Origin of the sequence: Paraburkholderia ginsengisoli NBRC 100965, from assembly GCF_000739735.1 — a bacterium.
GTDB classification, from domain to species: domain Bacteria; phylum Pseudomonadota; class Gammaproteobacteria; order Burkholderiales; family Burkholderiaceae; genus Paraburkholderia; species Paraburkholderia ginsengisoli.
In genome coordinates this window covers 115,556-138,774 of record NZ_BBJF01000017.1, presented here as the reverse complement: position 1 = coordinate 138,774, position 23,219 = coordinate 115,556, and the positions used below count along the sequence as shown (strand labels likewise).

The window sequence follows — 23,219 nt, the reverse complement described above, 5'->3', positions numbered from 1 at the left end:
AAATAGCGGATTGACGGGACAGCGGATAAAGCTGGTTGGCATTCGACTTGAAACACGGGCGCACAGCCTGGAGGAGACGGAATGAACAGCAGCAAAATGGTCTTGCGAGGCGTGGTTGCGGCACTGGCGCTATACGGCGTCGTCGCGCAGGCGGAGCCCCTGAAGGCCAACGTGATTCACTGGTGGACCTCGGGCGGCGAATCGGCCGCGATTCGCCAGTTTGCCGATGCGTACAACAAGGCCGGCGGCCAATGGGTCGACAATGCGGTCGCGGGCGCCGACCAGGCGCGCTCCACGGCGATCAACCGGATCGTCGGCGGCGATCCACCCACGGCCGCGCAATTCAATACGTCCAAGCAGTTTCACGACCTGATCGATCAGGGTCTGCTGAACAACATCGACGACGTCGCCACGAAAGAGAACTGGAGCGCCATCCTCCCGCCGTCGATCGTCGACAGCATCAGGGTGAAGGGCCATTACTACGCGGCGCCGGTCGACATCCACATGCTGGCCTGGTTCTTCTATTCGAAGCCGGTGTTCCAGAAGGCCGGCATCACCGCCGAGCCGAAGACCTACGACGAGTTCATCGCCGATCTCGGCAAGCTGAAGGCCGCCGGCGTGATTCCGCTCGCGCTCGGCGGCCAGCCGTGGCAGGAGAAGATCACGTTCGACGCGGTGCTCGCCGAAGTGGGCGGCACCGATCTGTACATGAAGGTGTACCGCGACCGCGACATGAAGGCGGTGAATTCGGACGCGTTCAAGAAGGTGCTCGTGTCGTTCAAGCGTCTGCACGATTTCGTCGATCCGGGTTCGCCGGGGCGCAACTGGAACGACGCAACCGCGCTGGTGATTTCCGGCAAAGCGGGCGTGCAGATCATGGGCGACTGGGCCAAGGGCGAATTCTCGGCGGCCAATCAGAGCCCGGGCAAGGACTTCGGCTGCTTCCCCGGCTTCGGTCCGCATTCGCCGTATCTGGTGACGGGCGACGTGTTCGTGTTCCCGAAGACCGACAACCCGTCGGCGATCAAGGCGCAGAATCTGCTCGCCACGGTGATGACCTCACCGTCCGCGCAGGTCGCGTTCAGCGCGAAGAAAGGCTCGATTCCGATTCGTCCCGACGTGGACGCCAGCAGTCTCGACATCTGTGCGAAGGAGGGCATCGCGATCATGAAGGATAAGTCGCGCCAGCTGCCGAATGCGGAAATGCTGATCTCGCCCGACACGCAAGGCGCGCTGATCGACGTCGTGACGAACTTCTGGAACAAGAACCAGTCGGTCGACGACGCGCAGAAGGCGTTTGCCAGCGCGTTGAAGAGCTAGGGGCCGGCGATGCACGCGCTCAAGCTGCCGGCCGCCGGCTCCGGCGAGAAGCCACGCCGCAAGCCGCTCAGGAAGCGGTTTTCCGTCGCGGCGTGGCTCGCGCTGCTGCCGATGATCCTGACCGTCGTGTTCGCGTATCTCGGCACGATGGTCTGGACCGCGCGTGTGTCGCTCAGCAATTCGCGCACGTTTCCTTCCGACACCTTCGTGGGCTTCGCGCAGTACGTGCGGCTCTTTCATAACGACCGCTGGCTGCTGTCGCTGCAGAACATCGTGATCTACGGCGCGTGCTTTATCGTCGCGTGCATGGTGATCGGTCTGCTGCTGGCGATTTTCATCGATCAGCGCGTAGTCGCGGAAGGCGCGCTGCGCACGGTGTTTCTCTATCCGTATGCGATGTCATTCGTCGCGACGGGGCTCGTGTGGCAATGGATCCTGAATCCGGAACTCGGCGCGCAGGCCGTGCTGCACAAGCTCGGCTTCGCGCACGCGCGCTTCGACTGGATCGTCGATCAGGACTGGGTGATCTACACGGTCGTCATCGCGACGGTGTGGCAGGCCTCGGGTCTGGTGATGGCGCTGCTGCTCGCGGGCTTGCGCGGCATCGACGACGAACTGTGGAAGGCCGCGCGCATCGACGGTATTCCGCGTTGGCGCGTGTATGCGAGCATCGTCGTGCCGATGCTCGGGCCGTCGATCTCCACCGCGTTCGTGCTGCTGTTCGTGATGGTCGTGAAGCTCTACGACGCGGTCGTCGCGATGACGCAAGGCGGCCCCGGCACCGCGAGCGAAGTGCCGGCCAAGTTCATCATGGATTATCTGTTCGGACGCGCCAACATCGGCCTTGCGTCAGCGGCGTCGATCGTCCTGCTGGCGACCGTGCTCGCGATTCTCGCGCCGTTCTTCTATGCCCGCAGCCGCGCGGCGCTGCGCAAGGAGGTGTGATGAACACGCTCAGTACTCCGCTCAAAAGCGGCACGCCGAGCCGCGCACACAAGCGGCGGCGTAGCGCATTCACGCCCGCGCGCATCGGCGTCTACGCGTTCCTGCTGACGGCGGCGCTGTTTTTCCTGCTGCCGCTCTACGTGATGCTGGTGACGTCGGTCAAGCCGATGAGCGAGATCCGGCTCGGCAATCTGCTGGCGTTCCCCGCGCATTTCACGCTCGACGCCTGGAGCGCCGCGTGGCAATCCGCGTGTACGGGGCTCGATTGCACCGGCATCCGCGTCGGCTTCTGGAATTCGGTGCGCATCGTCGTGCCGAGCACGGTTCTGTCGATCGCAATCGGCGCGCTGAACGGCTACGCGCTGTCGTTCTGGCGGCCGCGCGGCGCGGGCCTGCTGTTCGGCGTGCTGCTGATGGGCGCGTTCATTCCGGTGCAGGTGATGGTCTATCCGCTCGTGCGGGTGCTGGCGAGCGTGCATCTGTTCAGCTCGCTGCCGGGCATCGTCGTGATTCACACAATCTTCGGCATGCCGGTGATGACGCTGCTGTTCCGCAACTACTACGTGTCGATTCCGCAGGAGCTGTTCAAGGCGGCGCGCATCGACGGCGGCGGCTTCTGGCGCATCTTCGTGCAACTGATGCTGCCGATGTCCACGCCGATCATCGTGGTCGCGGTCATCATGCAGGTGACCGGCATCTGGAACGACTTCATTCTCGGCCTCGTGTTCGCGGGCACCAAAAATCTGCCGATGACGGTGCAGCTGAACAACATCATCAACACGACGACCGGCGAGCGCCTCTATAACGTCAATATGGCGGCGACCATTCTGACGTCGATGGTGCCGCTCGCGGTCTACTTTCTTTCGGGTCGCTGGTTCGTGCGCGGCATTGCGTCCGGCGCGGTCAAGGGATAGGGCAACAGCATGACAAACGTGGCTGATATGGGAAATGCGATGGGCGACGCGCTGGGCGATCCTTCGGTGGATGCGCGCGCCGCGGCCGACGCGGCGGGGCTCACGAATCCGGCCAACGTGGCGGTGCGCAATCTGACCATCCGGCTCGGCGCGAACACCGTGATCGAGAATCTCGACCTCGACGTGCGGGCCGGCGAGTTCGTCGTGCTGCTCGGCCCGTCGGGTTGCGGCAAGTCCACGTTGCTGCACAGCATCGCCGGCTTGATCGACGTGAGCGACGGCAGCATCGAGATCGCGGGCGAAGACATGACCTGGGCCGACCCGAAAGACCGCCGCATCGCGCTGGTGTTCCAGTCGTATGCGCTATATCCGACGATGAGCGTCGAGCGCAATCTGTCGTTCGCGTTGCGCATCAACGGCACGCCGAAGGCGGAGATCGCGCGGCGCGTCGCGCGCGCCTCCGAGATGCTGCAACTCGGGCCGCTGCTCAAGCGCAAACCGGCGCAACTGTCGGGCGGGCAACGGCAGCGCGTCGCGATCGGCCGCGCGATCGTGCGCGAAGCCGACGTGTTCCTGTTCGACGAACCGCTGTCGAATCTCGATGCCAAACTGCGCACCGAACTGCGCCGCGAACTCAAGCAGCTGCATCAGCGCCTCGGCGCAACGATGATCTACGTGACGCACGACCAGGTCGAAGCGATGACGCTCGCGACCCGCATGGCGGTGATGCGCGGCGGCGTGATCCAGCAGTTCGGCACGCCCGCCGAAGTCTACGCACGCCCCGACAATCTGTTCGTCGCGACTTTCCTCGGCACGCCCGCGATGAATCTGCTCAAAGGCACGCTGGAAACGCGCGACGGCTCGGTCGAGTTTTGCACCGCGCACTGGCGGCTCGACGTCTCGGCGTATCCGTTCAAAAGCGCGCCCGCGCAAGGGTTGCCGTGCGTGCTCGGGGTGCGCGCCGAAGACGTGCGGGTCGGCGAGGGGCTCGCACAGCAGGCAAAAGTTTCGCTGGTGGAGCCGATGGGCAACCACCGCGTCGTCTGGCTCGACTATCATGGCGAGCAGGTCGCGTCGATCGACCAGAGCAAGACGCCGGTCGGGGTTGGCGACAGCGTGGCGTTCTCGTTCGACGCCGCGCATGCCTCGCTGTTCGACGACGCGGGAGGCGCGCGTCTGTAGCGTTGGCCGGGAGAGCTGACGGCGTCGTTGGAATCAACATGGTTTGACGGAGAACCGCGTGGCTACTCTCAAGGATGTCGCGGCATTGGCCGGCGTGGGCATGTCGACTGCGTCGCGGGCCATTTCCGGTAAAGGGCCGATCTCGGCCGACGCCGCCGCCCGCGTGCAGGCGGCGATCGAGGCGTTGAACTTCCGGCCGTCGTCGATCGGCCGCGCGATGGCGACGCAGTCGCTCGGCATGATCGGCATTTTCGTGCCGACCTTCTTCGGTTCCTACTACGGCACGATTCTCAAGCAGACCGACACGGAACTGCGCGCGGTGCGCCGTCACGTGGTGGTTGCGACCGGCTGCGGAGAAGTGTCGCCGCGCGAGCAGGCCATTGAGGCGGTGCGCTTTCTGATCGGCCGCGATTGCGACGGCGTGGTGGTGATCAGTCACGATCTGCACGACGACGACCTGATCATGCTGCATCGCATGCACCCGAAGATGGTGTTTCTCAACCGGGCGTTCGAGCAGTTGCCGGAAGCGTCGTTCTGCGCCGATCATCGGCGCGGCGGCGAACTCGCGGCGCGCACGCTGCTCGATCACGGGCATCGCGATATCGCGGTGATTTCGGGGCCGTTCACCGCGTCGGACAACCAGTTGCGTCTCGAAGGTTTTTTCGCCGAGCTCGCGCGTGCAGGGATTGCGCGCGACGACGTCACGCTGGTCGAATCGGACTTCTCGCCGGAGGGCGGCTATACCGCCGCGCAGAAGGTGCTCGACTCGAAGCGGCGCGTGACGGGCCTCTTCTGCGCGAACGACACGATGGCGGTCAGCGCGCTCGCGCGTTTGCACCAGGCGGGCGTCGCGGTGCCGGACGACATGTCGGTGATCGGCTACGACGACGACTACTCGGCCGCTTATACGGCGCCGGGGTTGACGTCGGTGCGGATTCCGACGGCGGACCTGACGCAGAACGCGGTGCGCTGGCTCGTCAACCAGTGCTACCGGACCACGTGGGAGATCTTCCGCGAGTTTCCGGTGAGCGTGACGATGCGGGAGTCGGTGGGGCCGGCGCCGGGAACGGTGAAGGCGGCGCGAGGCGGGCGCGCTTCGTAGCCGGGGCGTAGCTGGCGTGTTCGTGTTTGCCGCTTGGGGTTGCCGGAGCAACCCTCGCGCTCACGCGCCGCTGCGCAGCGACTCCTCATGACGCAGCCGCGCTTCCTGATCGAGCCGCGTATCTTCGAGTTCCTGCAGCACGGCGTCCAGGTCGACCGGCGTGGTGTCCTGTTCGACATGGCCCGTCAGTTTCGCATCGACGTGCAGCGCGCCCGCTTCGTACAGCGCCCAGATTTCCTTGCCATAACCGGTATCGAGCAGCGCCGGCGCGAAGCGGCCGAAATAGGTGGCGAGGTTGTCGACGTCGCGCTCGAGCATCGCGGGCGCTTCGAGATTGCCGGCCGCATTCACCGCTTGCGGCAGATCGATGATCACCGGGCCGTCGGCGGCCAGCAGGATGTTGTACTCGGACAGGTCGCCGTGAATCATCCCGGCGCACAGCATCCGCACCACTTCCTTGAGCAGTTGCGCGTGCAGTTCGAGCGCGCGTGCCTCGCTCATATCGACGTCGTTCAGACGCGGCGCAACGTTGCCGTCGGCGTCCGTCACCAGCTCCATCAGCAACACGCCGTCGGTGCAGATGAAGGGCTGCGGTACGCGCACGCCCGCGTTCGCGAGCTGGAACAGCGCGTCGACTTCGGCGTTCTGCCACGCCTGCTCCTGGACTTCGCGGCCGTAGCGGCTGCCTTTTTCCATCGCGCGTTGCTCGCGGCTGTTCTTGACCTTGCGGCCTTCGCGATAGGACGCGGCCTGGCGGAAACTGCGCTGCTTCGCGTCCTTATAGACCTTCGCGCAACGCGTTGAATCGCCGCTGCGCACCACGTAGACGGTGGCTTCCTTGCCGCTCATCAACTGCGAGATGACTTCGTCGATCAGGCCTTCCTCGACCAGCGGGAGTAGACGTTTCGGGGTTTTCATGCGGCCGCCGGCGAGCGATGGGCGGTGTGGCGGCGCTGGGCGGCCGTGTGCGAGGGAATTCGGATCATGCCGGATTATAAGGGAGACCGACGACCCAGCCGGCCGACGTGCGTGCGACGTTCGCGAGCCGTTGTCCGGCGACGTGGGTTTGATGGCGGCATGTCCGACCGGGTTTGATCGCCTCGTGCTTCTCGACACTGACGTCAGTCAGGCGAGTGGAACGGGAAGCGACACCTGTGTGACTCGGACGAATCGCTAGAAGCGCCAATCTAATTGCCCTCGATGACCGCTCTGAGGGACGCTGCGAAGGCGACCCAGTCATTGTCCGCACCCACGCGCTCGCCGTACAAAAAACACGGCTTTTTCCGATGTTTTTGCGCGCGTATCCCCAAATCCCATGCGTCACGCTTCGCGCTTTTGTCAAAAATTGTTGTAATTCTTGGCAACGGAGCTTTGCGGTTTTCCCCCATTCAATCCGTATGCAAATCGCTTACACTCGCCGGTAACAATATGTTACGGGGTGCGTGATGTTGGCCGTCTTCCTGGTCGCCTGTCCAATTTGCATCGTCGCGTTGTTCGGTTTCGCGCGGCACGTGGATCCGCAGACAGGTCAGTTCAAGCGTTAATTTTTGAGTTGCCTAAGCGGGGCCCTGGCCGCGAGCGTTGCCGGATGCGTCCCGCTTCCGGCTGTCTGACTCCGGTTGTTCGTCGATCCGCCTGCCGTTGGCGCTTGCCTTCGCATGCCGAGTCACGGCACGATGCGCGATAACCTGCGTTTGGAACGGCATCACGTATGCGAGATTTTCTGGCGAGTATCACGGCGCGCGCCGGCGTGCTGAAGGGGGTCCTTCCGTTGAGCCGCGCCGCGGCGGCGCGCGATGCGCTGGCCGGCGTGCAACTCGCGTCGATGGATATTCCGCAAGTGCTCGGCTATGCGCGCATTGCCGGCATGCCCGCCGTTACGGGGCTTTACACCGTCTTTCTTCCGCTTGTCGCGTTCGCGTTGTTCGGCGCGTCGCGGCACCTGGTCGTGGCCGCCGATTCCGCCACCGCGACGATCTTCGCGAGCCGCCTCTCGACGATGGCGCCGGCGTCGAGCGCCGAGTATGCGGCGCTTGCCGCGATGGTCGCGCTGCTCACTGCGGCTTTGCTGCTGATCGCGCGGATTTTCAAACTCGGTTTTCTCGCCGATTTTCTGTCGCGCACCGTGCTGGTCGGCTTTCTCGCCGGGGTCGGCGTGCAGGTGGGCATCGCGATGCTGGGCGACATGTCCGGCGTGCCGGGTCACGCGGCGCGCAGCATCGATCAACTGATGCTCGTCGCGCGCGAATCGGCGTTGATTCATGCGCCGACGCTCGCCATTTCGCTGCTGGTGGTCGGCGCGATTCTGGCGTGCAAGCGCTTCTTGCCGCGCGCGCCGGTGCCGTTGATCGCGGTCGTCGCGGGCATCGCGGCGAGCGACGTCTACGGTTTCGCGGCCCACGGCATCGCCGTGCTCGGACCCGTCGCGGGCGGACTGCCGCCGCTGCGCCTGCCCTCGGTGACGTGGCAACAGGTGCTCGATCTGCTGCCGGTCGCGGCCTCGTGCTTCGTGATGATCGTCGCGCAAAGCGCCGCCGCGAGCCGCGTGTTCGCCGAGCGTTATCACGAATCCGTCGACGCCAACGCCGACCTGCTCGGGATTGCCGCAGCCAACGCGGCGGCCGCGGTGTCGGGTGCGTTCGTCGTCAACGGCAGTCCGACGCAGACCGCGATGGCCGATCTCGCCGGCACGCGCAGCCAGTTTGCACAGCTTGCGTTCGCGCTGGTGGTGGTCGTGGTGCTGCTGTTTTTCAGCCGCTATCTGCAGTATCTGCCGCACTGCATTCTTGCCAGTATCGTGTTCACGATCGCGATCGGTCTGATCGATGTGAAGACCCTGTTCGCGATCCGCCGCGAAAGTCCCGGCGAATTCGCACTGGCCTTGTTCACGGCGGCGGCGGTGGTGCTGATCGGCGTCGAGCACGGCATTCTGGTGGCGGTGGCGTTATCGTTGCTGCGTCACGTGCGCCACAGCTACCGCCCGCACACGATGGTTCTCGCTCCCGGCGACGACGGCATGTGGGTGCCGGTGCCGGCCGTGCCCGGCATGCAGACCGCGCCGGGGCTGATCGTCTATCGCTTCGGCGCCGACCTGTTTTACGCGAACGATCATTTTTTCGTCGACGATACGCGCCGTCTGATCGACCGGGCGCCGAGCGCGGTGCGCTGGTTCGTGATCGACGCGAGTGCGATCACCGACCTCGACTATTCGGCGGCGCGCTCGGTGGGCGAGTTGTGCGTGGCGCTCAAGCGCGGCGGCATCGAGGTGATCTTCGCGCGCGTGAACCGTTATCTGCGCGCGGACATGGACCGGCATGGCATCACGCCGCTCGTCGAGGAGCGCTGCATCTTCGGCACGTTGCATGAGGCGCTGCGCTCGGCTGGGGTCGAGAAGCCGCACGAGCAGGTGAAGGGCGCGCCGTAGCGCGAAGCGCGGCGGTCAGTCGTCGGCGAAAAAATGGCCGATGAAAAAGCATGCGCCGGCCGCCGCGAGGCCCAGCACCGCCACCGTACCCGCGAGCGCGGTGCCGTGCCACAGGCCGTCGAACCATTGATGAAGCTGCGCCATCAGCACCGCCGCATTGCCGCCGATACGCTGCAATTCGATCTGATAGCGCGGATCGACGGCGCTGTAGCGGGAGACGGCGTCGTCGGGCGGGGCGGCGGTTGCGTAGATCAGCGCGGCGGCAATCAGCGCGGCGATCAGTATGGCCGCGCCGCTCAGGTACAGGCGCTTCTGCCACGGCGTATGCCTGGCGGCCGGGTTGACTTCGTTGCTGCCGTTCATCGGTTGGGCTGGTTCGCTGGAGTCGTCACGGCGACAGTATCGCAGAGCGGCCGCGCGTCTCCACGCGAGCTAGCCTTTCGACGTCAGCAGCTTGAGGCCGGCAATCCCGAACATGATCGCGAGCGAGCCGTCGAGCCAGCGCCGGATCGACGCGTAGATGCGCCGCGCGGACGCGGTCGAAAACAGCACCGCGTAGCTGCTGAACACCGTGACGCCGATCGCCATGCAGCCGAGCACCACCGGCAGCGTGTGCGATGGACCGCCGGTCGGCGACATGGCGAGCGAGACGATCGACAGCCACACCAGCACCGCTTTCGGATTGGTGAGATGCAGCAGCAAGCCGCGCAGATAGAGGCGCTTGAGCGGCTCGTCGGGCCGCGCGGCAGCGGCGGGCAACTTGCCGGCGCCGAACGCGGAGCGCGCGGACTTGAAACCGAGCCACAGCAGATAAAGTCCGCCGGCGATCCTGATCGCCGTCAGACATTCCGAGCAGGTGGCGAGCACCGCCGACAAACCGAGCGACGCCAGCAGCGCCCACGAGAACGAGCCTGATACGACGCCGAGCGCGAAGGTCAGCGCAGAGCGGCGGCCCGAGCTCATTGCCAGCGACATGATCGCGAGATTGCTGGGCCCCGGGCTCGCGGTGCCGACGAAGTAGGCGCTATAGGCGATCAGGACATCGGCGCTGAGCAGGGGGCTGGCGATCATGGTCGGACACTCGGAGGCGGGCGGTTGAGCGCGCGGGACGATACGCGATTCGATTCGTGAGTCACGGCTCGATTCGCTCCTTCAGCGCGCGCGAGTGATGATTCTGCGCGCCGTCGTGCGAGTCTCACAGATACAGTTGGCGGTTCGTGGGGCAGGACAATCCCCGACACCGCACCACTCAATTCCCCGCGGCCGCCGCCTCCACACACTCCGCCAACGCATCCGCCACCGCCTGCCGGCTATGCCGCGGCCGCTGCACAAGTCCGATCTCGCGATGAAACGTCGCGTCGCCGAGTTCGAGCGCGGCGACGTTCGCCGGCCACTTGCCGAGGCCCGCCGTATTCGGGATCAGCGCCACGCCGATTCCGCGTGCGACCAGTTGCACGATCGCCTGCAATTCGTCGAGCTCGATCGCGTCGTGCACGTTCAGCCGCGAGCGCCGCAAAAACCGGTCGACCAGCCGGCCGCCGAACGATGTGCGGTCGTAGCGGATGAACGGCTCGCTCTTCAGCAGTTCACGCCACGAGCGCGCCGCGCGCGCGAGCTTCTTCGGCACGAGCAGCACGAACGGCTCGCTGACGAGCGTGCGCCATTCGAGCTCGGATGGCAGCGCGAACGGCGGCTTGATGATGACGGCCAGATCGAGTTCGCCGGAATCCACCTGGCCGAGCAGCCCCAGCGACACGCCCGGCACCACGCGAATTCGCCAGCCGGGCCGGTCGTCGCGAAAGCGCGCGAGCGCGTCGGCGAGAAACGACACCTGCGCGGACGCGATCGCGCCGACCCGCAGCATGCCGCTTTCCGCCGCGACCGCGCCGCGTTCGGAGAGCCGCGCGTACAGCGTCATCATTTCCTCGGCGAGCGCGAGCGTTTCGCGGCCGGCATCGTTGAGCGTCGCGGAGCGGCCGGTGCGGTCGAACAGCGCGAAGCCGAGTTCCTCTTCGAGTCGCTGCATCTGCGCGCTGACCGCCGATTGCGTCAGTCCGATGCGCGCGCCCGCGCCGGAAAACGTGCCGTGCTGACTCACGGCGATGAAGGTCTTGAGCTCGCTGAGCATAGGCTGGCTAATCGAAATTGGTGATGGTGAGGTCAAATATATATCGTTTTCCACCATTTTTAGTCATGGTTAAAATGGGTCCCACGCTTCGCCACAGGCGTGCGGCCCGAGCGCTGCCCACGCCGAACACATCGATCATTCACTCCACTTCAAATCAGCGAGTCCCCATCATGAGCGTTGCCGAAAACGTTTTGCCGCCGTTCCATCTGGCGTTTCCTGTTCATAGCCTCGCCGCCGCCCGCGAGTTCTACGGCGAACTGCTGGGCTGTCCGGAAGGGCGCAGCTCGGACGCGTGGGTCGATTTCAACTTCTACGGCCATCAGATCGTCGCGCACCTCGCGCCCGACGAGATCGGCCACCGTCAGACCAGCAAGGTCGACGGCGATGCAGTGCCGGTGCGCCACTTCGGCGCGGTGCTGTCGATGGAGCAATGGCAGGCCGCCGCCGATAAGCTGAAGCAGGCGGGCATCGACTTCATCATCGAGCCGCATGTGCGCTTCAAGGGCGAGGTCGGCGAGCAGGCGACGATGTTCTTCCTCGATCCGTCGGGCAATGCGCTGGAGTTCAAGGCGTTTGCGGATATGTCGTCGTTGTTCGCGAAGTAAGTACATGCCGCGAAGCCGCCACGCGGCGCTTCGATACGCAAAGACAGCCGACCTTCGAGGTCGGCTTTTTTATTCAATGCCCGGTCGAACAGATTTGCTTTGCACAAATCAATCTGAAAGCATGTTTCCTAATATTTCTGGACGTACTCACGCATCGCGCGAAGCAACCTACCCGCAACGGCGCGTATCTTTTCTCAACAAACGTTTGCTCGCCGCCAAACGCTGCCGCGCGTGAATCGACGCATCGGCTTACGGTTTTCTTCCTGACATTTCCGCCATTTTCGCGCCATGCAGGCGTTGGGGCTACCGATCTAGCATAAGCGCTGATTCACCCATCCCCTTTTACCTGCATTCTCTCGGGCGCGTTTCAATGTGGATCGTCAACGTAGCGCTTAAGCGGCCATACACGTTTATCGTGATGGCCATTCTGATCTTGCTGGCGACGCCATTCGTGCTGTTCACCACGCCGGTCGACGTGCTGCCGGAAATCAACATTCCGGTGGTCAGCATCATCTGGACGTACACGGGTTTGTCGGCCGAGGACATGGCCAACCGCATTACGTCGGTCAACGAGCGCAGTCTGACCACCACGGTCAACGACATCGAGCACATCGAATCGCAATCGCTGGCGGGCATCACGATCCTGAAGGTGTTCCTGCAACCGAATGCGAACATCCAGACCGCGATCGCGCAGACCGTGGCCGTCGAACAGGCGCAGCTCAAGCAGATGCCGCCGGGTGCAACGCCGCCGCTTGTTATCAGCTATTCGGCCTCCAGCATTCCGGTGATCCAGCTCGGCCTGTCGAGCCCGAAGCTCTCCGAGCAATCGCTGAACGACACCGCGCTGAACTTCCTGCGCCCGCAACTCGTGACGATTCCCGGCGCGGCCGTGCCGTACCCATACGGCGGCAAATCGCGGCTGATCTCGGTCGACCTCGACACGCGCGCGCTGCTCGCCAAAGGCCTGACGCCGTCGGACGTGGTCAGCGCGTTCAACGCGCAAAACCTGATTCTGCCGACCGGCACGGCCAAGATCGGACCGAAGGAATACACGATCAACATGAACGGCTCGCCCGCCACGGTGGAAGGGCTCAACGACATTCCGGTGCGCACGCTCAACGGTGCGACGACGTATCTGCGCGAAGTCGCTCACGTGCGCGACGGCTTCTCGCCGCAGACCAACATCGTGCGGGAGAACGGCCATCGCGGCGTGCTGATGTCGGTGCTGAAGAACGGCAGCGCGTCGACGCTGTCGATCGTCGATACGCTGAAGGGGCTGTTGCCCGCCGCGCGTGCCGCGTTGCCGCCGGACCTGAACATCACCCCGCTGTTCGATCAGTCGGTGTTCGTCAAGGCGGCGGTGCAGGGCGTGGTGCGCGAGGCGCTGATCGCCGCCGCGCTGACCGCCGCGATGATCCTGCTGTTTCTCGGCAACTGGCGCAGCACCTGCATCATCGCGATTTCGATTCCGCTGTCGATCCTCTCGTCGCTGATCGTGCTGCACGCACTCGGCCAGACCATCAACATCATGACGCTCGGCGGCCTCGCGCTCGCGGTCGGGATTCTGGTCGACGACGCGACGGTGACGATCGAGAACATCGAGCGGCATCTGCATATGGGCACCAATCTGCACGATGCAATTCTCGACGGCGCGGGCGAGATCGCGATTCCCGCGCTCGTGTCGACGCTGTGCATCTGTATCGTGTTCGTGCCGATGTTCTTCCTGACCGGCGTCGCGCGCTATCTGTTCGTGCCGCTCGCCGAAGCGGTGGTGTTCGCGATGCTCGCGTCGTACATCCTGTCGCGCACGCTGGTGCCGACGCTCGCGATGCTGCTGATGGGCCACGCGCACAAGCCGAAGGAAGGCGCGAAGCCGAATCTGTTCATGCGCGCCTACCATCGTTTCGATCGCGGCTTCGAGCGGATGCGGGCTGGCTACATCATGATTCTGAGCAGCCTGCTGGTGCGCCGCGGCCTGTTCGGCAGCGTGTTTCTCGGCTTCTGTATCGTGTCGATGGGCCTTGTTTTCGTGCTCGGCGAAGACTTTTTCCCGAGCGTCGACGCGGGCGACATCCGCTTGCACATGCGTGCGCCGACCGGCACGCGTATCGAGGAAACCGCGCGTCTCGCCGACGAAGTCGAGAAGGTGATTCGCGAGGTCGTGCCCGCGAAGGAACTGGGCACGATCCTCGACAACCTCGGTTTGCCGTATAGCGGCATCAACCTCTCGTACAGCAACTCCGGCACGATCGGCACGCTCGACGGCGAGATCCAGGTCGCGCTGAACGAAGACCACAAGCCGACGCAGATCTACATGGACAAGTTGCGCACGATCCTGCCGCAACGCTTCCCGGGCGTCGAATTCTTCTTTCAGCCCGCCGACATCGTCACGCAGATTCTCAACTTCGGTTTGCCCGCCGCCGTCGACGTGCAGATTTCCGGCGCGAATCAGGAGGGCAACTTCGACGTCGCGCGCAAGCTGCTCAAGCAGGTGCGGCTGATTCCCGGCACCGTCGATACGCACATCCAGCAGAAGCTCGATGAACCCGCGATCAATCTGCAGATGGACCGCACGCGTTTGCAGCAACTCAATCTGAGCGCGAGCAACGTCGCGCAGAACGTGCTCATTTCGCTGTCCGGCAGCTCGCAGACTTCGCCGGGATTCTGGTTCAACAAGAACAACGGTGTCGAATACAACGTCGCGGTACAGACGCCGCAGTACCAGGTGTCGTCGATCGACGAGTTGCTGCGCACGCCGGTGTCGGGCTCGGCCAACGGCCCGACCCAATTGCTCGGCAACCTGGTGCGGGTGTCGCCGCAAACCCAGTTCGCCGAAGTGAATCACTACAACATCCGGCCGGTGATCGACCTGTACGTGAGCGTCGAGAAGCGCGACCTCGGCAGCGTCGCGAACCAGGTCGACAAGCTCGTGAACAACGTGCGCGCGTCGCTGCCGCGCGGCAGTCAGATCACCGTGCGCGGCCAGGTGCAGACCATGCGCAGTTCGTTCTTCGGGCTCGGGCTCGGCGTCGCGATGGCGATCGTGCTGGTCTATCTGCTGATCGTGGTGAACTTCCAGTCGTGGGTCGATCCGCTGATCATCGTCAGCGCCTTGCCGGCGGCGCTCGCGGGCATCGTGTGGATGCTGTTTCTGACCGGCACGCATCTGAGCGTGCCGGCGCTGACCGGCGCGATCATGACGATGGGCGTCGCCACCGCCAACAGTATTCTGATGGTCGCGTTCGCGCGCCAGCGCCTGCTCGCCGGAGCGCCGCCCCTCACCGCCGCGCTCGAAGCCGGCGCGAGCCGGATTCGTCCGGTGCTGATGACCGCGTTCGCGATGATCATCGGCATGATCCCGATGGCGCTCGGGCTCGGCGAAGGCGCCGAGCAGAATGCGCCGCTCGGCCGCGCGGTGATCGGCGGCCTGCTGTTCGCGACGGTGTCCACGCTGTTCTTCGTGCCGATCGTGTTCGCGGGCATTCATAGCCGCCTCGCGCGCCGTCATCGCGATGACGGCTCCGGCAAAGGCGGCGACGACAACCACGGCGGCAGCGGCAACGACCACCCCGACGGACCCGCGCCGGACCACGGCGGCGCTGCGACGCCCGCATAAAGTTAAATGACGGCTGACTGAGATGGCTGACTGAGATGACCGAAAAAACACATGCATCGCTGGCGATCCCCTCGCGAGAGACTGAAGGGGGGCACGTGCTGCCGCCGCGCCACCGCGAATGGAAGCGCGCGAAGATCGCCGTCTGGATCGTGCTGGCGCTGCTCGCACTGGGCGCGTTGCGCACCGTGATCGCGAACGTGCTGCAAAGCCGTTCGGTCGAAGCGACCACGCAGCACAACGCCACCCAGTACGTGAACGTGGTGAGCCCGACGCAGACCGAAGGCGGCGGCAACACGCTGCTGCCGGGCACTTTGCGCGGCTACGTCGAATCGCCGATCTACGCGCGCTCGACCGGTTATCTGCTGCACTGGTACGCCGACATCGGCGCACGCGTGAAGCAGGGCCAGCTGCTCGCCGAACTCGACACGCCCGAAATCGATCAGGAACTAGCGCAGGCCCTGGCGCAGCGCCAGCAAACGAGTTCGAGTTTGGGCCTCGCGAAAAGCTCGCTGGAACGCTGGCAGCAATTGCGTCAGCGCGATGCGGTCTCGCAGCAGGAACTCGACGAACGGCAAAGCACCTACACACAGGACGTCGCCAACCTCGCCGCCGCCGATGCCAACGTCAAGCGCCTGCAACAACTCGAATCGTTCAAGCGGATCGTCGCGCCGTTCGCGGGCGTGGTCACGCAGCGCAATGTCGACGTCGGTGATCTGATCGACGCGGGCAGCGGCACGAGCCGCGCGCTGTTCGCGCTCGCGCAGTCGGACCCGTTGCGTGTCTACGTGCAATTGCCGCAGGCGTATGCGCAGAACGTGTCGGTGGGACAGAAGGTGGTGGTCACGCAGGCGGAATTGCCGGGCCAGCAGTTTCACGGGACCGTCACGCATATTTCCGGCGCGATCGACGTGCCGACCCGCTCGCTGCAGATCGAAGTGACGCTGCCCAATCCCGACGACAAGCTGCGCCCCGGCGCGTACGTGCAGGTCGCGGTCCCGGCGGTCGCGCACGCACAACTGATGGTGCCGGGCAATGCGCTGCTGTTTCGCGCGGAAGGTCCGCGCGTCGCGGTGGTCGATGCGAAGGGCAACGTGGCGCTGCGCAAGATCGTGATTGCGCGCGACCTCGGGCAGTCGCTCGAAATCGAAAGCGGGATCGAGCTGAACGACCGGATCATCATCAACCCGAGCGATTCGATCGCGGACGGCGATCGCGTGCAGGTCACGCAGCCGCAGAAAAGCGGCAAGGGGGCGTCGTGAAGCGCGTGGGTTCATGCCGGGCGCTCACCGCTATCGCCGGCGCGGCAAGTTACGCGAGCGTCACGTTGCTGGCCGCATGCACGGTCGGCCCCGACTACCAACGCCCGCAGGCCGACGTGCCGCCCGCCTGGCACACCGATTCGTTCTGGCGCGTCGCCGCGCCGTCGCACGCGCCGATCTCGCCGGACTGGTGGAGCGCATTCGGCGACCCGACGCTCGCCACGCTCGAAACCCAGGCGCTCGCGCAGAATCAGACGCTGGTCGCGGCGAGCGCGCATTACGAGCAGGCCCGCGCGACGCTCGCGAACACCAGCGCGCAGCGCGTGCCGGAAGTCGATCTGGGCGCAACGGCTTCGCGCTTCCGGATTTCGCAGGACCGGCCGCTGACGAACTACGCGACGCCGACCGAATCGACGGTGCAGAACAATATCCAGCTCGGACCGACGATCAGCTACGACACCGATCTATTCGGCCGGATACGTCGCGAAGTGGAAGGCGCGACGGCTTCAGCCGAGCAATCGGCGGACGATCTCGCGAACGCGCGGCTCGTCCTCACCACCGATCTCGCCACCGACTACTTCTCGCTGCGCGAACTCGACGCCGAGATCGACGTGCTGAACCAGTCGGTGAAACTGCAGCAGAAGGCGCTCGATTACGTCACGACCGAGCACGACCTCGGCTCGGTGTCGGGCCTCGACGTATTGCAGCAGAAGTCGCTGCTCGACTCGACGCGCGTGCAGGCGCAACTGCTGCTGAATCAGCGCGCGCAATTCGAACATGCGATCGCCGCGCTGGTCGGCGTGCCGGCCCCGCAGTTCGCGATCGACGCGAAGGTACTTGACGCGAAGGCGCCCGCGATTCCGCTCGGCGTGCCGAGCGACGTGCTGCAACGGCGCCCTGACATCGCGTCGGCCGAACGCGCGATGGCGGCGGCCAACGCGCAGATCGGCGTGGCCAAGGCGGCGTTCTTTCCGAGCCTGACGCTCACGCCGGGCATTGGTTGGGAGAGCACGCAGTTCGCCAGTTTGCTGAGCGCGCCCACGCTGATGTGGACGCTCGGCGCGACGGTCGGCCAGGTGCTGTTCGACGGCGGTCGGCGCGCGGCCAACGTCAAGTACGCGAGCGCGGGCTATCAGGCCACCGAGGCGACCTATCGGCAGACCGTGCTCAACGCGTTCCAGCAGGTGCAGGACGGCATCACGGGGCTATCGGTGCTGGACGGCGCGGCGAAGCAGTCGCACGAGGCGGTGGGCGATGCGCAGCGTTTGCTGTCGCTCGCGAGCGACCGTTATTCGGGCGGCCTCGTCGCGTATCTCGACGTGATCACCGCGCAGCAATCGCTGCTCAACAGCGAGCGCCAGGACGTGCAGATTCACGGCCAGCAGATGACCTTGTCGGTTGCATTGGTGAAGGCGCTCGGTGGCGGCTGGGACGCGAGTGCCGACCTCGCGAATGCGCGTCACGACGCACAGCCGGGCGCACAACAGGACGCCACGCAGGAGGCGCAGGCTCCCGCCCGGTGAGCCGCGCGCTCATGATGCAGCCACACGCACAGGAGGGCAGCAGGGATTCGAAGGCGTTTCGTATAATGCACACTCAAGGGGACGCGCATGAAATTGCTGATTGTTGAAGACGAGCACAAGGTGGTGGATTACCTGCGCTCCGGTTTGACAGAGCAGGGCTGGGTCGTCGACGTGGCGCTCGACGGTGAGGAAGGCATGCACCTCGCCACCGAATTCGATTACGACGTAATCGTCCTCGACGTGATGCTGCCCAAACGCGACGGCTTCAGCGTGCTGAAAGCGCTGCGCATGCGCAAGTCGACGCCGGTCATCATGCTGACCGCGCGCGACCACGTGAACGACCGCGTGCGGGGCTTGCGCGAAGGCGCGGACGACTATCTCACCAAACCGTTCTCTTTCCTCGAACTGGTGGAGCGCCTGCATGCGCTGGCGCGCCGCACGCGTTCGCAGGAGTCGACGCTGATTTCGGTCGGCGATCTGTTCGTCGATCTGATCGGGCGGCGCGCGACGCGCGACGGCGTGCGCCTCGACCTCACCGCGAAGGAATTCCAGCTGCTCAGCGTGCTCGCGCGGCGGCAAGGCGACATCCTGTCGAAGACGGCAATCACCGAACTCGTCTGGGACGTCAATTTCGACAGTCACACCAACGTGGTCGAGACCGCGATCAAACGATTGCGCGCGAAGCTCGACGGCCCGTTCCCGTCGAAGCTGCTGCATACCGTGCGCGGCATGGGCTACGTGCTGGAAGTGCGCGAAGAGGCGGAGTCGTCATGAACCGGTCCATTGCCCGCCGCCTCGCGCTGATGTTCGCGCTGGTCGCGCTGTTCGTGTTCACGCTGATCGGCACCGGGCTCTTTTTGGTGCTGCGCACGCAGCTCGAACATCACCTGCGCGAGTCGCTCGACGATCGCACGCAGATCGCGCGCATCATCGTCTATCACGCGGTGACGCCGGAAAAATGGCGGATGGCCCGCGAAAAGCTCACCGACATGACGCCGCACGACGGCAGCACCGTGTACTCCGTGTCGAGCATGGAGCCGGCGTTCAACTACGGCAAACCGGTCGACGGCCCGGTCGTGAAGGACTGGCCCGGCGGCTACGCGCGCGTGAGCCCGCCCGGCGGCGGCCAGGACATGCTCACGGTGACGCAGACCATTCCCGCGTACGGCACGCGTCCGCCGGTGCAATTGCAGGTGGCGTCCAGCTATTCGCCGAACGTGCGCACGATGCGCGTGTTCGGCTCGGCGCTCGCCGCGCTGTCCGCGCTGGGCAGTCTCGCCGTGCTGCTGCTCAGCTATTCGGTGACGCGCCTCGGCCTTCAGCCGCTCACGCGTCTCACGCGCGACGCGTCCGCCGTGAGCCCGAACAATCGCTCGCAACGTTTGAACACCGCGTCGCTGCCGCTCGAACTGAACGATCTCGCGAACTCGTTCAATGGCGCGCTCGAACGCCTGGACGGCGCGTACGGCCGCCTCGAATCGTTCAACGCCGACGTCGCGCACGAGCTGCGCACGCCGGTGACGATCCTGATCGGCCAGACCGAGGTGGCATTGACCCGTAACCGTTCGGTCGACGATCTGCGCCATACGCTGCAATCGAATCTCGAAGAGTTCGAGCGCATGCGCGCGATCATCAACGACATGCTGTTCCTCGCCCGCGCCGATCAGGGCGAACGCGCGACGGGCCTGATCGAGCTGTCGCTCGCCGCGGAAGTCGCGCATACGCTGGAGTTTCTGGAGATTCCGCTCGAAGAAGCGCGCGTGGAAGCGACCTTGCACGGCGACGCGCAGGCGCGCGTGAACCGCTCGCTGTTCGGCCGCGCGTGCGCGAATCTGTTGATGAACGCGATCCAGCATTGCGAGCCGGGCGCGACGATCAGCGTGACGATCGCGCGCGACGACGAGCAGGTGCGCGTCGCGGTGGCCAACCCTGGCGAGCCGATCGCGCCGGACGTGCTCGAACATCTGTTCGACCGCTTCTATCGCGCGGAAGTCTCGCGCACCAATAGCCGTGAAAACCACGGGCTGGGTCTCGCCATCGTGAAGGCGATTGCGGAGATGCATCGCGGCACCGTGTCGGCGCAGAGTGAGCGGGGGATCAACACGTTTGCGTTTTCGGTCGCCGTGGCGCAGACCGGCAACGGTGCGCAGAGGGAGATGACGCGCGTGAATGCGGGCACGACGGCTGCCGGTGGCGACGCCGCTTACTCGTCGCTCGCGAAGGGCAAGTCAGCCTGAACCGGCAGACGCGGCTTGAGCGCCTGCGCGTTGGCCGGCGTCAATGCGCTTACACGCACGCCGAGCAGTCGCAGCTTGCGGTTCAATTCCACGCGCCGCAGACACTCGGTCGCCGCGCGGCGGATTTCGACGGCGTCCGCAGTCGGCTCGTCGAGCGTCAGGTCGCGTGTGACCGTGCGGAAATCGTCGTAGCGCAGTTTGATGCCCACCGTCTTGCCCACATAGCCCTTGCGCACCAGATCTTCGGCGACCCGCACGCACAAGCCGGTAAACGAACTCGACAACGCGGGGCGGTCGTGGCGTGGATGCAGATCGCGCTCGAAGGTGGTCTCGCGGCTCATCGACTTCGGTTCCGATTCGACCACCACCGGCCGTTCGTCGTGACCTTGCGCGACCTCCATCAACCAGGCCGAATAACTGCGCCCGAAGTTGTCCTGCAACAGACCCGCGTCCGCCGCCGCCAGATCGCCGACCGTCGCGAGCCCGAGCGCGGTCAGCTTTTCGGCGGCCTTCGGGCCGATGCCGTTGACCTTGCGCACCGGCAGCGGCCAGACGCGCAACGGCACGTCGGCCGGCGTGAGGATCGTGAGGCCGTCGGGTTTGTCGAGCTCGGAACCGATCTTCGCGAGCAGCTTGTTCGGGGCGACGCAAATCGAGCACGTCAGGCCGGTCGCTTGATGCACCGCCTGCTTGATGCGCGCGCCGATCTCGTGCGGCTCGCCTGGCAACTCGGTCAGATCGATATAGATTTCGTCGATGCCGCGATCTTCGATGCGGTCCGTGAACGTCGCGACCGCCGCCTTGAACAGGCGCGAGTAGTGGCGGTACGAATCGAAGTCGGTCGGCAGCAGCACCGCGTCGGGCGCGAGCGCGGCCGCCTTCATCATGCCCATCGCCGAGAACACGCCGAGCGCGCGGGCTTCGTAAGTGGACGTGGTGACGACGCCGCGGCCCGCATAGTCGCGCAGCTTCGCGAAGCGCAGGGTGCCGTCTTCGAGCGTTTGCGGCACAGCGTTGCGGCCGCCGCCGATCACCACCGCGTGGCCGCGCAATTGCGGATAGCGCAGCAGTTCGACGGACGCGTAGAACGCGTCCATGTCGAGGTGCGCGATGCGGCGGACGGGAGAACTCATGAGCGGTAAGAACGGATGACGGCCACGGCAGCGGACGGTCGATTCGATGCGCGTGCCGTGCTGCCGTGCGGTATGGCCTGCTGCGTCGGGCAGCGGCGCGCACGGATAAAGATTCGCCGCGTGCTGTGCTGCCAAACCGTCATAGTACCTTGCTCCGTCGCCGCCGGCGTGGCCCGGAAGCGGCAACTCAGACCGATCTGCACCGCCGGATCTAGCCGGAAGCGCGAGACCTTGTCGCTCTCCCGACAACCCTCGACGCCGTGCTGAAGACTTTACGCTCGGGCGGCGTGATTCAAAAGGGAGAAAAGCGGGCGCTCGACGTGGCTCCTCGCGCTCAGGTTCCGGCGCGCGGCACAAGCGGGATTGATGAGCGGCAAGTCCTGCCGAAGAGCCGCTTCAGTTTCGCGTTCGAATCGGATTGCCCCGTGTTTGAAGGGCTATTCTGTCTGGAAGAAGATCCGGCGCCAGTCGCGCATGGTGGGTGTGTCAAGCGTGCCGGCCGGCGTCGAAAAGCAGGCGCGCGAGACGCGCCTGCGTTGCGCGAGTCGTGCGCTTACTGCTTGATGCCTTCAGCCTGGATGTGCAGCGTGGTCTGCATCTTGAAGCCGTAGGCCTTACCGAAGTCGATGCCGAAATCGTCGCGATTGAACGTCGCGGTCGATTCCGTGCCGCACACTTCGCGCTTGAGCATCGGGTTCACGAAGCACTTGAACGATTCGATCTTCAGGTTGACCGGCTTCGTGATGCCGCGCATCGTCAGCGTGCCGATCACTTCCACGGGCTTGTCGCCGTCGAAGCGGATCTGCGTGCCCTTGTAGGTCGCGGTCGGGAACTTCGCGGCGTCGAAGAACTTGTCGGTGACGAGTTCCGCGTCGAGCTTGTCGTTGCCGATGTCGACCGAGTTCATGTCGATCGTCACGTCGACCGTGCCGGTCTTTGCCGCGCGATCCAGCACGACGGTGCCGCTGCTCTTCTTGAACTTGCCGCGCCACGTCGAAATGCCGCCGAAGTGATCGGTCTCGAAGCTCGGGTACGTGTGGGTCGGATCCAGTTGATAGGTGTCGGCGGCCATCGCGTTGAACGAAAAGGCAGCGGCCAGCGCGCCCGTGGCGAGCAGAAATTGTTTCTTCAAGGTGTTTCTCCAGGTTCAGAAAAGTGCTGCGATGCTGCGGGGTTGTGCGTCACTTCTTTGCAGCAACGAGGTGAAATTTGATGACGACTTCGTCGGCGACCACCGACGTGTCTTTCCATTCGCCCGTGCCGACGTCGAACTGCGAGCGCTTGATCGGCAACGAGCCGTCGAAGGTTTGCGTGGCGCCCTGGCTCGCGATGACGACCGGCACCACAACGGTTTGCGACTTGCCCTTGATGGTCAGCTTGCCGGTGATCCTGTACTGGTTGCCGCCGGCCGGCGCGATAGCGCTCGATACGAAGGTCGCGGCGGGGAAGGCCGCGCTGTCGAACCATTCCTTGCCTTGCGCCTGCTTGTTGTAGTCGTCGGCGCCGAGGTCGTAGCTGCCGGTGTCGATCGACACGGTCGCGCTGCCGGCGGTCGGTTTGGCCGGATCGAACGTCAATTGCGCGGAGAACTTCCTGAACTTGCCGTCGACCGGCACGTTCATCTGCTTCGTCGTCGCGATGACGCTGCTCTTGCTCAGGTCCACGTCGGCATGCGCGAGGCCCGCGCTGAACAGCGACAGCGCGGCGAGGCCGGCGAGCGTAATGTGACGAACGGTTTGAAGACGCATGGTGTGGTGGATGGTTTGAAAAGCGGTTGATTTCATGGTGGTACGCATCCTATCGAACCCGCGTGCGTTGATTGCGCACCGCT

The 23,219-nt window shown here is 64.9% G+C and carries 19 protein-coding genes; 12 read left to right on the top strand and 7 right to left on the bottom strand.

Annotated elements, in window-relative coordinates; translation table 11 throughout:
• Positions 1-81: 81 nt before the first annotated feature.
• Genes BGI01S_RS22345 through BGI01S_RS22325 form a run of 5 tightly spaced genes read left to right on the top strand, consistent with a single transcriptional unit; the run spans position 82 to position 5,463 of the window.
• Positions 82-1,320, top strand: a complete 1,239-nt coding sequence (locus BGI01S_RS22345) for an ABC transporter substrate-binding protein (RefSeq protein WP_042328213.1) — start codon at positions 82-84, stop codon at positions 1,318-1,320.
• 9 nt (positions 1,321-1,329) lie between these two features.
• Positions 1,330-2,265 (top strand): carbohydrate ABC transporter permease, encoded by a 936-nt coding sequence (locus BGI01S_RS22340; protein ID WP_042328212.1) that lies wholly within the window; start codon positions 1,330-1,332, stop codon positions 2,263-2,265.
• On the top strand, positions 2,265-3,179 hold the full coding sequence (locus BGI01S_RS22335; RefSeq protein WP_042328211.1) for a carbohydrate ABC transporter permease: 915 nt from the start codon (positions 2,265-2,267) through the stop codon (positions 3,177-3,179). Before BGI01S_RS22340 ends, BGI01S_RS22335 begins: the two co-directional genes overlap by 1 nt.
• Before the next feature lie 9 nt (positions 3,180-3,188).
• A complete protein-coding gene (locus tag BGI01S_RS22330) occupies positions 3,189-4,361 on the top strand; it encodes an ABC transporter ATP-binding protein (RefSeq protein ID WP_255219765.1) in 1,173 nt (390 codons plus the stop codon).
• 58 nt (positions 4,362-4,419) lie between these two features.
• Positions 4,420-5,463 carry a LacI family DNA-binding transcriptional regulator gene (locus tag BGI01S_RS22325; RefSeq protein WP_084585465.1) on the top strand — a complete coding sequence of 348 codons (1,044 nt, stop codon included), beginning with the start codon at positions 4,420-4,422 and terminating at the stop codon, positions 5,461-5,463.
• Between the two features lie 60 nt (positions 5,464-5,523).
• Here BGI01S_RS22325 and BGI01S_RS22320 read toward each other — a convergent pair whose 3' ends face one another.
• Positions 5,524-6,381 (bottom strand): PA4780 family RIO1-like protein kinase, encoded by an 858-nt coding sequence (locus BGI01S_RS22320; RefSeq protein WP_042328210.1) that lies wholly within the window; start codon positions 6,379-6,381, stop codon positions 5,524-5,526.
• 793 nt (positions 6,382-7,174) lie between these two features.
• Here BGI01S_RS22320 and BGI01S_RS22315 point away from each other — a divergent pair.
• A complete protein-coding gene (locus tag BGI01S_RS22315) occupies positions 7,175-8,887 on the top strand; it encodes a SulP family inorganic anion transporter (protein ID WP_042328208.1) in 1,713 nt (570 codons plus the stop codon).
• A gap of 15 nt (positions 8,888-8,902) precedes the next feature.
• On the opposite strand, the gene BGI01S_RS22310 is transcribed toward BGI01S_RS22315, so the two are convergent.
• The 3 genes from BGI01S_RS22310 to BGI01S_RS22300 form a co-directional block, all read right to left on the bottom strand.
• Positions 8,903-9,250: a hypothetical protein gene (locus BGI01S_RS22310; protein ID WP_042328207.1), complete on the bottom strand. Its 348-nt coding sequence runs from the start codon at positions 9,248-9,250 to the stop codon at positions 8,903-8,905.
• Positions 9,251-9,319: 69 nt separating this feature from the next.
• On the bottom strand, positions 9,320-9,958 hold the full coding sequence (locus BGI01S_RS22305; protein ID WP_042328206.1) for a LysE family translocator: 639 nt from the start codon (positions 9,956-9,958) through the stop codon (positions 9,320-9,322).
• A 178-nt stretch (positions 9,959-10,136) separates the two neighbouring features.
• The gene (locus BGI01S_RS22300) at positions 10,137-11,015 is read right to left on the bottom strand and encodes a LysR family transcriptional regulator (protein WP_042328205.1); all 879 of its coding nucleotides are present in this window, start codon (positions 11,013-11,015) and stop codon (positions 10,137-10,139) included.
• 170 nt (positions 11,016-11,185) lie between these two features.
• Between BGI01S_RS22300 and BGI01S_RS22295 the strand changes: the two genes are divergently transcribed.
• The 6 genes from BGI01S_RS22295 to BGI01S_RS22270 all read left to right on the top strand — a co-directional run bounded on the left by BGI01S_RS22295 (position 11,186) and on the right by BGI01S_RS22270 (position 20,255).
• Positions 11,186-11,620 (top strand): VOC family protein, encoded by a 435-nt coding sequence (locus BGI01S_RS22295; protein WP_042328204.1) that lies wholly within the window; start codon positions 11,186-11,188, stop codon positions 11,618-11,620.
• Positions 11,621-11,990: 370 nt separating this feature from the next.
• Complete coding sequence (locus BGI01S_RS22290) at positions 11,991-15,236, top strand: efflux RND transporter permease subunit (protein WP_042328202.1); 3,246 nt, start codon at positions 11,991-11,993, stop codon at positions 15,234-15,236.
• 35 nt (positions 15,237-15,271) lie between these two features.
• Complete coding sequence (locus BGI01S_RS22285; RefSeq protein ID WP_042328201.1) at positions 15,272-16,495, top strand: efflux RND transporter periplasmic adaptor subunit; 1,224 nt, start codon at positions 15,272-15,274, stop codon at positions 16,493-16,495.
• Complete coding sequence (locus tag BGI01S_RS22280) at positions 16,492-18,018, top strand: efflux transporter outer membrane subunit (RefSeq protein ID WP_042328200.1); 1,527 nt, start codon at positions 16,492-16,494, stop codon at positions 18,016-18,018. Before BGI01S_RS22285 ends, BGI01S_RS22280 begins: the two co-directional genes overlap by 4 nt.
• A gap of 87 nt (positions 18,019-18,105) precedes the next feature.
• Entirely contained in the window at positions 18,106-18,792 is a 687-nt protein-coding gene (locus tag BGI01S_RS22275) for a heavy metal response regulator transcription factor (protein ID WP_042328199.1), read from the top strand.
• The gene (locus BGI01S_RS22270) at positions 18,789-20,255 is read left to right on the top strand and encodes a heavy metal sensor histidine kinase (RefSeq protein ID WP_042328198.1); all 1,467 of its coding nucleotides are present in this window, start codon (positions 18,789-18,791) and stop codon (positions 20,253-20,255) included. Before BGI01S_RS22275 ends, BGI01S_RS22270 begins: the two co-directional genes overlap by 4 nt.
• On the opposite strand, the gene dinB is transcribed toward BGI01S_RS22270, so the two are convergent.
• From dinB to BGI01S_RS22255, 3 genes are all read right to left on the bottom strand, one after another.
• A complete protein-coding gene (gene dinB, locus BGI01S_RS22265; protein WP_042328302.1) occupies positions 20,222-21,388 on the bottom strand; it encodes a DNA polymerase IV in 1,167 nt (388 codons plus the stop codon). The genes BGI01S_RS22270 and dinB overlap by 34 nt on opposite strands.
• Before the next feature lie 553 nt (positions 21,389-21,941).
• Positions 21,942-22,520, bottom strand: coding sequence for a YceI family protein (locus BGI01S_RS22260; RefSeq protein WP_042328197.1), 579 nt, complete (start codon positions 22,518-22,520; stop codon positions 21,942-21,944).
• 49 nt (positions 22,521-22,569) lie between these two features.
• A complete protein-coding gene (locus BGI01S_RS22255) occupies positions 22,570-23,136 on the bottom strand; it encodes a YceI family protein (protein WP_042328196.1) in 567 nt (188 codons plus the stop codon).
• Between the last annotated feature and the right edge of the window lie 83 nt (positions 23,137-23,219).